The 1041-nt window shown below is 34.7% G+C and carries 1 protein-coding gene; it reads left to right on the top strand.

What is annotated here, in order from left to right:
• Nucleotides 1-164: 164 nt before the first annotated feature.
• A partial coding sequence (locus tag AC1DG9_RS27290) for a S49 family peptidase (protein WP_477635722.1) occupies nt 165-1041 on the top strand: 877 nt, incomplete at its 3' end.

The raw sequence follows: 1041 nt of genomic DNA, 5'->3' as shown, positions 1-1041 counted from the left end.
CTCCTATTTCATTAGCAATTTGTTTAATGGCATCTTCAATCAACTGTTCCCTATCGCCAAGGTTGCTACCCAGTAACAAATAAACTTTTTTAGTATCAAATATCATATAAAAGCCTCAGGCTATTTTTTTACTTATATTTACAAAATAAATATTAAACCACCACATGAGAGAATTTTTCAAGTATGTTTTTGCAACCGTTGTTGGAGTTATCATTTCACTTGTCCTTTTTACCCTGTTATTTGTAGTAGTTATTGTTGGTGTTGTTTCATCTCTCGAGAGTGATAAAACTGTTAGTGTAAGCAGCAATTCGGTACTTTATTTAAATATGGATCAGGCAATTAAAGAGCGAACTCCGGATGATACTTTTTCAAATCTACCAATTGTAGGTGGAGATGGCGAGAAAAGTATAGGATTTAATGATATTCTTAAGTCTCTTAAAAAAGCAAAAACAGATGATGATATTAAATGCATTTATCTTAATGTAACTTCTCCAAATGCGGGCTTCGCAACATTACGCGAGGTAAGAAATGCTTTAATTGATTTCAAAACCAGCAAAAAGAAAATTATAGCTTATAGCGAGGTTTATACGCAGAGTGCTTATTATCTGGCCTCTGTGGCCGATAAAGTTTATCTGAATCCTGAAGGTGCACTTGAATTTAAAGGTTTGAGCTCTCAGGTCATGTTCTTTAAAGGAGCACTGGATAAATTAGGTATTGAGGCACAAATTATAAGAGTAGGCTCTTATAAGAGTGCAATTGAGCCATTTATTAACGATAAAATGAGCGATAAAAATCGTGAGCAGGTTACCGCTTATTTAACCGGGATGTACAATACATTTCTTGAAGGAATCGCTGAAAGCAGACACATCAGTACCCCGACCTTACATCAGATTGCAGACGATTATAAAATTCAGCAGCCAAAAGACGCACTTGCTTATAAGCTGATTGATGGTCTTAAATTTAAAGATGAAATTCTTGACGAGCTTAAATCTTTAAGCGGTAAAGACAAGAAAAGCAATATCAGCAGCATAACTATAAACG

This window comes from Pedobacter sp. 05L430, assembly GCF_056397585.1.
Note: the sequence above shows the minus strand (reverse complement) of the source record. Positions and strands in the feature narration are given on the sequence as shown.